Below are 6,142 nucleotides of genomic sequence, written 5' to 3' on the forward strand. Positions count from 1 at the left end.
CGCGCCGAGGGTGGCGCCCACCACCGGCTCGGCGACGAAGGCCATGACGGTCTCGGGCCCGAGGTCCTGCACCATGGTCTCGAGCTCGGCGGCAAGGCGCGCGCCGTATTGCTCCTCGGTCTCGCCAGGTTCCATGCCGCGGTAGGCGTAGCAGGGCGAGACGTGGTGCACGTCGATGAGAAGCGGCGCGAAGGGCGCCCGGCGCCAGGCGTTGCCGCCGGTGGCGAGCACGCCCAGCGTGTTGCCGTGGTAGCTCTGGCGGCGGGCGATGATGTTGACCCGCCCGGTCTCGCCCTTCTCGAGATGGTACTGCCGCGCCAGCTTGATCGCGGCCTCCATCGCCTCGGAGCCGCCCGCGACCACGTAGACCCGGTCAAGCCCCTCGGGCGCCAGCGACACCAGCCGGTCGGCCAGCCGCTCGGCGGGCTCGGAGGTGAAAAAGCCCGTATGCGCGAAGGCCACCGTGTCGAGCTGCGCCTTCATCGCGGCGACGACTTTGGCGTCGCCGTGGCCAAGGCACGAGACCGCGGCCCCGCCGGAACCGTCGAGATAGGCCTTGCCGGTGGTGTCGTAGAGATAGACGCCCTCCCCCCGTGCGACGACTGGCGGCAAAGAGCGGGTATGGCGCGGAAAGACATGTGACACGGGCGTATCCTCGGGGTTGCTGTGCGGCGATCATGAAACCGTTCCGAGCGGTTTGCATCCGCGCGCACTTCCGGGCAGTATCATCACCATGAATTCATTCAAGATCACAGGGAGAACGATCTGATGAACAAGACTCTGTTCGGCGCGATGCTGTCCGGCGCACTGGTGGCCGGTGCCGCCGCAAGCGCCCAGGACCAGACCTTCATCTCCATAGGCACCGGCGGCGTGACCGGCGTCTACTACCCCACCGGCGGCGCGATCTGCCGGCTGGTGAACAAGGACCGCAAGGAGCACGGCATCCGCTGCGCCGTCGAATCCACCGGGGGTTCGGTCTACAACATCAACACCATCAAGGCCGGCGAGATGGAATTCGGCGTGGCCCAGTCCGACTGGCAGTACCACGCCTATAACGGCACCTCGCAGTTCGAGGGCGACGCCGCCTTCCCCGACATCCGTGCAGTGTTCTCGGTCCACCCCGAGCCCTTCACCCTCATCGCCCGTGCCGATGCCGGCATCGAGAGCTTCGAGGACCTCAAGGGCAAGCGCTTCAACGTGGGCAACGCCGGCTCGGGCCTGCGCGCCACCACCGAGGTGCTGATGGCCGAGTACGGCATGACCATGGACGATTTCGCGCTCGCCACCGAATACAAGGGCTCGGAAATGTCGCAGCAGCTCTGCGACGGCAACATCGACGCCATGGTCTACGTGGTGGGCCACCCGGCCGCCGCCATCCAGGAAGCCGCGACCACCTGCGACGTGAGCCTCGTCAACGTGACCGGCCCGGTCATCGACAAGCTCATCGAGGAGAACCCCTACTACCGCACCGCGACCATCCCGGGCGGCATGTATGCCGGCAACGACGAGGACGTCACCACCTTCGGCGTCGGCGCGACGCTGGTGACCTCGGCCGACGTCTCCGAGGACGCGGTCTACGTGCTGGCCAAGGCGGTGATGGAGAACCTCGACGACTTCCGCCAGCTGCACCCGGCCTTCGCCAACCTCAAGGCCGAGGAAATGGTCGCCGACGGTCTTTCGGCCCCGCTGCACCCCGGTGCGGAAAAGGCCTATCGTGAGCTCGGCCTGATCGAGTAACGGCGCCCCGCGCCCGGAAGGCGCCCGCGCGGCGCCTTCCACCGAGCCTGCCCCGCTCATGACAGAACCCGGGCAACCTGATAAAAATAAAGATAATTCAGCACATGGGGGACACGGCGATGGTGGATCAGCCGTCTACGGAACGCACAGCCGACGACATGGTGGCCGAGGCCGATACCGGGGCGCGCAACCCGGCGAACTGGCAGGGCACGCTCATCCTGGGCACCTGCATCGCCTGGTCGCTGTTCCAGCTCTACATCGCCTCGCGCATCCCCGGCATGCTCGCCCAAGCGACGGGTGTCTCGTTCTTCGCCAACGTCGTCACCCAGGCGCGCTTCATCCACCTGGCCTTTGCTATCGGGCTCGCGACGCTGGCCTTCCCGCTGACCAAGACTGCGCCGCGCGACCGCATCCCAGCCTATGACTGGGTGCTGGTGGTGCTGGGCGTGGCCTCCTGCCTCTACCTCGTGGTCTTCCGCAACGAGATCGCCACCCGCCCCGGGCTCTGGTCGACCTCGGACATCGTCATGTCCGCCATCGGCATGGTGGTGCTGATGATCGCCGTCTGGCGCTCGCTCGGGCTGCCGCTGGTGGTGATCGCCTGCCTCTTCATCGCCTTCGCCTTCTTCGGCGGCTACTCGGAATGGGCGCGCAACATCACCAACTACGGCGGTGCATCGCTGTCAAAGGCGCTCGGGCACTACTGGATGCAGACCGAGGGCGTGTTCGGCGTGGCGCTCGGCGTCTCGACCACGATGATCTTTCTCTTTGTGCTGTTCGGCGCCATTCTCGACCGCGCCGGCGGTGGCAACTGGTTCATTCAGGTCGCCATCGCGCTGCTCGGCGCGCTGCGCGGGGGGCCGGCCAAGGCCTCGGTCCTGAGCTCGATGCTCACCGGCATGATCTCGGGCTCGTCCATCGCCAACACCGTGACCACCGGCACCTTCACCATCCCGCTGATGAAGCGCATCGGCTTCCCGGCGGAAAAGGCCGGTGCCGTCGAGGTCGCCTCCTCGACCAATGGCCAGCTGACCCCACCAGTCATGGGCGCCGCGGCCTTCCTGATGGTCGAATACGTCAACATCCCCTACATCGACGTCGTCAAACACGCCTTCCTTCCGGCGGTGATCAGCTACATCGCGCTGCTCTACATCGTGCACCTCGAGAGCCTGAAAATGGGGCTCAAGGGGCTCGAGAAGCCCGGCCGCAAGATCGGCGTTCTGATGATCGCGATCCTGTTCCTGTCGGGCTTCATCGTGCTCGGCATCCTGACCTTCCTGATGATCGGGCTGCGAATGATCCTCGACCCGATCATGGGCGGATCGATCTACGTGGCCGTGGCGCTGGTCGCGGTGCTCTACATCGTGCTGCTGAAGATCGCGGCCAGCATGCCCGAAATCGCCGAGGACACCGACCCCGACGCGCCGCCCAAGGCGCCGCGGCTGACGCCCACGCTGATTGGCGGGCTCTACTTCGCGATCCCGATCTTCATCCTGGTGTGGAACCTGATGGTCCGCACCGACACGCTGGACCGGCTGTCGCCCGCGCTCTCGGCCTTCTGGGCCACGATCTTCATGATCGTGATCGCGCTCACTCACCGCCCGATCAAGGCCGCCTTCCGCGGTCATGACGTGGGCGCCGAAGCCCGCGCCGGCTGGGGCGATTTCATCCAGGGCCTGATCCTTGGCGCGCGCAACATGATCGGCATCGGCGTCGCGACGGGTGCTGCGGGCATCATCGTGGGCACGATAAGCCTCACCGGCGCGCACCAGGTCATCGGCACGGTGATCGAGGTGATCTCGGGCGGCAACCTGATGGTGCTGCTGATCCTCGTGGCGATCCTGTCGCTGATCCTCGGCATGGGCCTGCCCACCACGGCCAACTACATCGTGGTCTCGTCGCTGATGGCGCCGGTGATCATCAGCGTCGGCGCGCAGGCGGGGCTCGTGGTGCCACTGATCGCGGTGCACATGTTCGTCTTCTACTTCGGCATCCTCGCCGACGACACGCCACCGGTGGGCCTCGCGGCCTACGCCGCGGCGGCAATTTCGCGCGGGGACCCGATCAAGACCGGCCTGCAGGGCTTTGCCTATGACATCCGCACCGCGCTGCTGCCGTTCCTGTTCATCTTCAACACCGACCTGCTGCTCATCGACGTGACCTTCCTGCACGCGGTGTTCATCTTCTTCGTGGCGCTCCTGGCGATGCTGCTTTTCGCCGCCGCGACGCAGGGCTACTTCATCGCCAAGTCGCGGCTCTGGGAAACCGCCGTGCTGCTGCTGATCGCCTTCACGCTGTTCCGCCCCGGCTTCTGGCTCGACCTCGTGGAAGAGCCCTACGTCACTGCCAGCGGCCCCGCCGCGCTCGAGCTCATGGCCGAGGAGCCCGACGGCACCGAGATCCGCCTGCAGATCGTGGGTCCGGATTTCGACACCGGCGAGATGCGGCCGACCACCGTGGTGCTGCCGGCGGTCTCGGGCGACGCCACCGCGGCGCTTGACGCGCAGGGGCTGACGGTGATGCCCGAAGGCGATACCCTGCTGCTGGAAGAGCCCTTCCCCGGCACGCCGTTCTTCGAACAGATCGGGCCCGAGTACGACTATTACGGCGACGATCCGGTGGTGGTCTCGGCGGTCGAGGTGGAGAACGACCGCTTCGCGAAGGAATGGTTCTTCATCCCGGCGCTGCTGCTGCTGGCGGGGATCGTGCTGATCCAGCGCCCGCGCGCCACGCAACCGGCCTTCTGAGGAGGAGAGACGATGTTCCGGACCATCCTGCTGGCAGTCGACATGAACGACCTGCCCGAAAGCGGCCATGTCGCCGAGGCTGCGGTGCGCATGGCGCAATGCGAGGGCGCGACCCTGCACGTGGTGAACGTCATTCCCGGATCGGGGATGGCGATGGTGGGCTCCTATCTTGGCCCCGAACAGGAGCACCGGATCCGCAGCGAGGCCCGAGAGAAGCTCGAGAGCTGGGCCGCCGAGGCGATCCCGTCCGAGGTGCGCGGCTCGCTGCACGTCACGCAGGGCACGATCTACCACGAGATCATCAAGGCCGCGAAAGAGGTCGGCGCCGATGCCATCGTGGTCGGCGCCAACCGCCCGGCACTGAGCGACTACCTCGTCGGCCCCAACGCCGCCCGCGTCGTCCGCCACGCACCGCAATCGGTGCTGGTGATCCGCTGAGCGCCTTCCCCGTCGTCCCCCTGTTCCGGGCCCCGTAGAATGAACATCACCGACGCGTCCGAGGACGACCTGCCCGGCATCCTCGCGATCTACAACGATGCGGTGCGCAACACCGCCGCGATCTGGAACGAGACCGAGGTCGATCTCGGCAACCGGCACGACTGGTGGCAGGCGCGCACGGCGCAGGGCTACCCGGTACTGGTCGCCCGCGACGGCGATTTCGTCGCGGGCTACGCGAGCTTCGGCGACTGGCGCGCCTTCGACGGCTACCGCCACACGGTCGAGCATTCGGTCTACGTCCACCCCGACGCCCGTGGCCGCGGCCTTGCCGGGGCACTCATGGCCGAGCTTGTTGAACGCGCTCGGGCCATGGGCAAGCACATGATGGTCGCGGGAATCGAAAGCGGCAATCTCCCCTCGATCCGCCTGCACGAGCGCATGGGCTTCCGCATCACCGGCGAGATGCCGCAGGTGGGTTGCAAGTTCGGGCGCTGGCTCGACCTCACCTTCATGCAGCTGAGCCTCGACGACCGCGCCGCGCCGGAGGACGCCCAATGATCTGGGCGACGCTTCTGCTGCTGGTGGTCGCGGGCAGCGCGCTGGTGCTGCAGAACGCGCTGATGCTCGAGGCGCGCACGGTCTCGGGTTCGGTCTGGGTGGCGCTTTGGCTGAACTCGGCGGTGGGGCTCGTCGTGCTCACCATCACCGCGCTCGCCACCGACGGCACCGAGGCCTTTGCCCGGCTGGCACAGGGGCGGCTCTGGGTCTTCCTGCTGCCGGGGCTCCTTGGCACGCTCTTCGTCTTCGCGAGCCTCACCGGCTACGCCCGGGTCGGCGCCACGCTGACCATCTCGGCGCTGGTGGCCTCGCAGGTCGTGGCCGGGCTCGGATTCGACCTCTGGCGCGGCACCTCCATCGCGCCCGCCCAGATCGCCGGGCTGGTGCTGCTCGTCGCGGGCGTGGCACTGGTCTTCGGGGCACGCGGCTGAGCCTTCGCCCGTTGCGAGGTTGTGAAGCCTGGCCCTTCCGCCCTATCTAGGGGGCAGCACCGCAGCATTCGGAGACGTCACGTGCAGATTTTCGTGGGCCTGGGCAATCCCGGCGGGAAATACGCCAAGAACCGCCACAACATCGGCTTCATGGCCGTGGACCGGATCGCCGATGATCACGGCTTCGGCCCGTGGCGCACGCGCTTCCAGGGCGAGGTCAGCGAAGGCCGG

The 6,142-nt window shown here is 67.2% G+C and carries 6 protein-coding genes and 1 pseudogene; 6 read left to right on the forward strand and 1 reads right to left on the reverse strand.

The window, feature by feature from the left end:
* The coding region (locus tag HC022_RS17220; protein ID WP_167453249.1) for an aminotransferase class III-fold pyridoxal phosphate-dependent enzyme at nucleotides 1-645 on the reverse strand (645 nt) is incomplete at its 3' end.
* Between the two features lie 123 nt (nucleotides 646-768).
* Here HC022_RS17220 and HC022_RS17225 point away from each other — a divergent pair.
* The 6 genes and pseudogenes from HC022_RS17225 to HC022_RS17250 all read left to right on the forward strand — a co-directional run.
* Complete coding sequence (locus tag HC022_RS17225; RefSeq protein ID WP_008886134.1) at nucleotides 769-1,737, forward strand: TAXI family TRAP transporter solute-binding subunit; 969 nt, start codon at nucleotides 769-771, stop codon at nucleotides 1,735-1,737.
* 119 nt (nucleotides 1,738-1,856) lie between these two features.
* Nucleotides 1,857-4,484, forward strand: coding sequence for a TRAP transporter permease (locus HC022_RS17230; RefSeq protein ID WP_167453251.1), 2,628 nt, complete (start codon nucleotides 1,857-1,859; stop codon nucleotides 4,482-4,484).
* Between the two features lie 12 nt (nucleotides 4,485-4,496).
* On the forward strand, nucleotides 4,497-4,922 hold the full coding sequence (locus tag HC022_RS17235; protein ID WP_008886031.1) for a universal stress protein: 426 nt from the start codon (nucleotides 4,497-4,499) through the stop codon (nucleotides 4,920-4,922).
* A 39-nt stretch (nucleotides 4,923-4,961) separates the two neighbouring features.
* Nucleotides 4,962-5,480 carry a GNAT family N-acetyltransferase gene (locus tag HC022_RS17240; RefSeq protein ID WP_167453250.1) on the forward strand — a complete coding sequence of 173 codons (519 nt, stop codon included), beginning with the start codon at nucleotides 4,962-4,964 and terminating at the stop codon, nucleotides 5,478-5,480.
* Nucleotides 5,477-5,911, forward strand: a complete 435-nt coding sequence (locus tag HC022_RS17245; RefSeq protein ID WP_008884761.1) for a DMT family transporter — start codon at nucleotides 5,477-5,479, stop codon at nucleotides 5,909-5,911. Before HC022_RS17240 ends, HC022_RS17245 begins: the two co-directional genes overlap by 4 nt.
* A gap of 81 nt (nucleotides 5,912-5,992) precedes the next feature.
* Nucleotides 5,993-6,142 (forward strand): annotated as a pseudogene (locus HC022_RS17250) (aminoacyl-tRNA hydrolase); the annotation flags it as partial.

Origin of the sequence: Salipiger sp. HF18 (assembly GCF_011806505.1) — a bacterium.
GTDB lineage: Bacteria > Pseudomonadota > Alphaproteobacteria > Rhodobacterales > Rhodobacteraceae > Salipiger > Salipiger thiooxidans.

Coding starts and splice junctions, on each gene's coding strand:
- HC022_RS17240 (WP_167453250.1), top strand. CDS start 4,962: ATGAACATCACCGACGCGTCCGAGGACGACCTGCCCGGCATCCTCGCG.
- HC022_RS17235 (WP_008886031.1), top strand. CDS start 4,497: ATGTTCCGGACCATCCTGCTGGCAGTCGACATGAACGACCTGCCCGAA.
- HC022_RS17230 (WP_167453251.1), top strand. CDS start 1,857: ATGGTGGATCAGCCGTCTACGGAACGCACAGCCGACGACATGGTGGCC.
- HC022_RS17245 (WP_008884761.1), top strand. CDS start 5,477: ATGATCTGGGCGACGCTTCTGCTGCTGGTGGTCGCGGGCAGCGCGCTG.
- HC022_RS17225 (WP_008886134.1), top strand. CDS start 769: ATGAACAAGACTCTGTTCGGCGCGATGCTGTCCGGCGCACTGGTGGCC.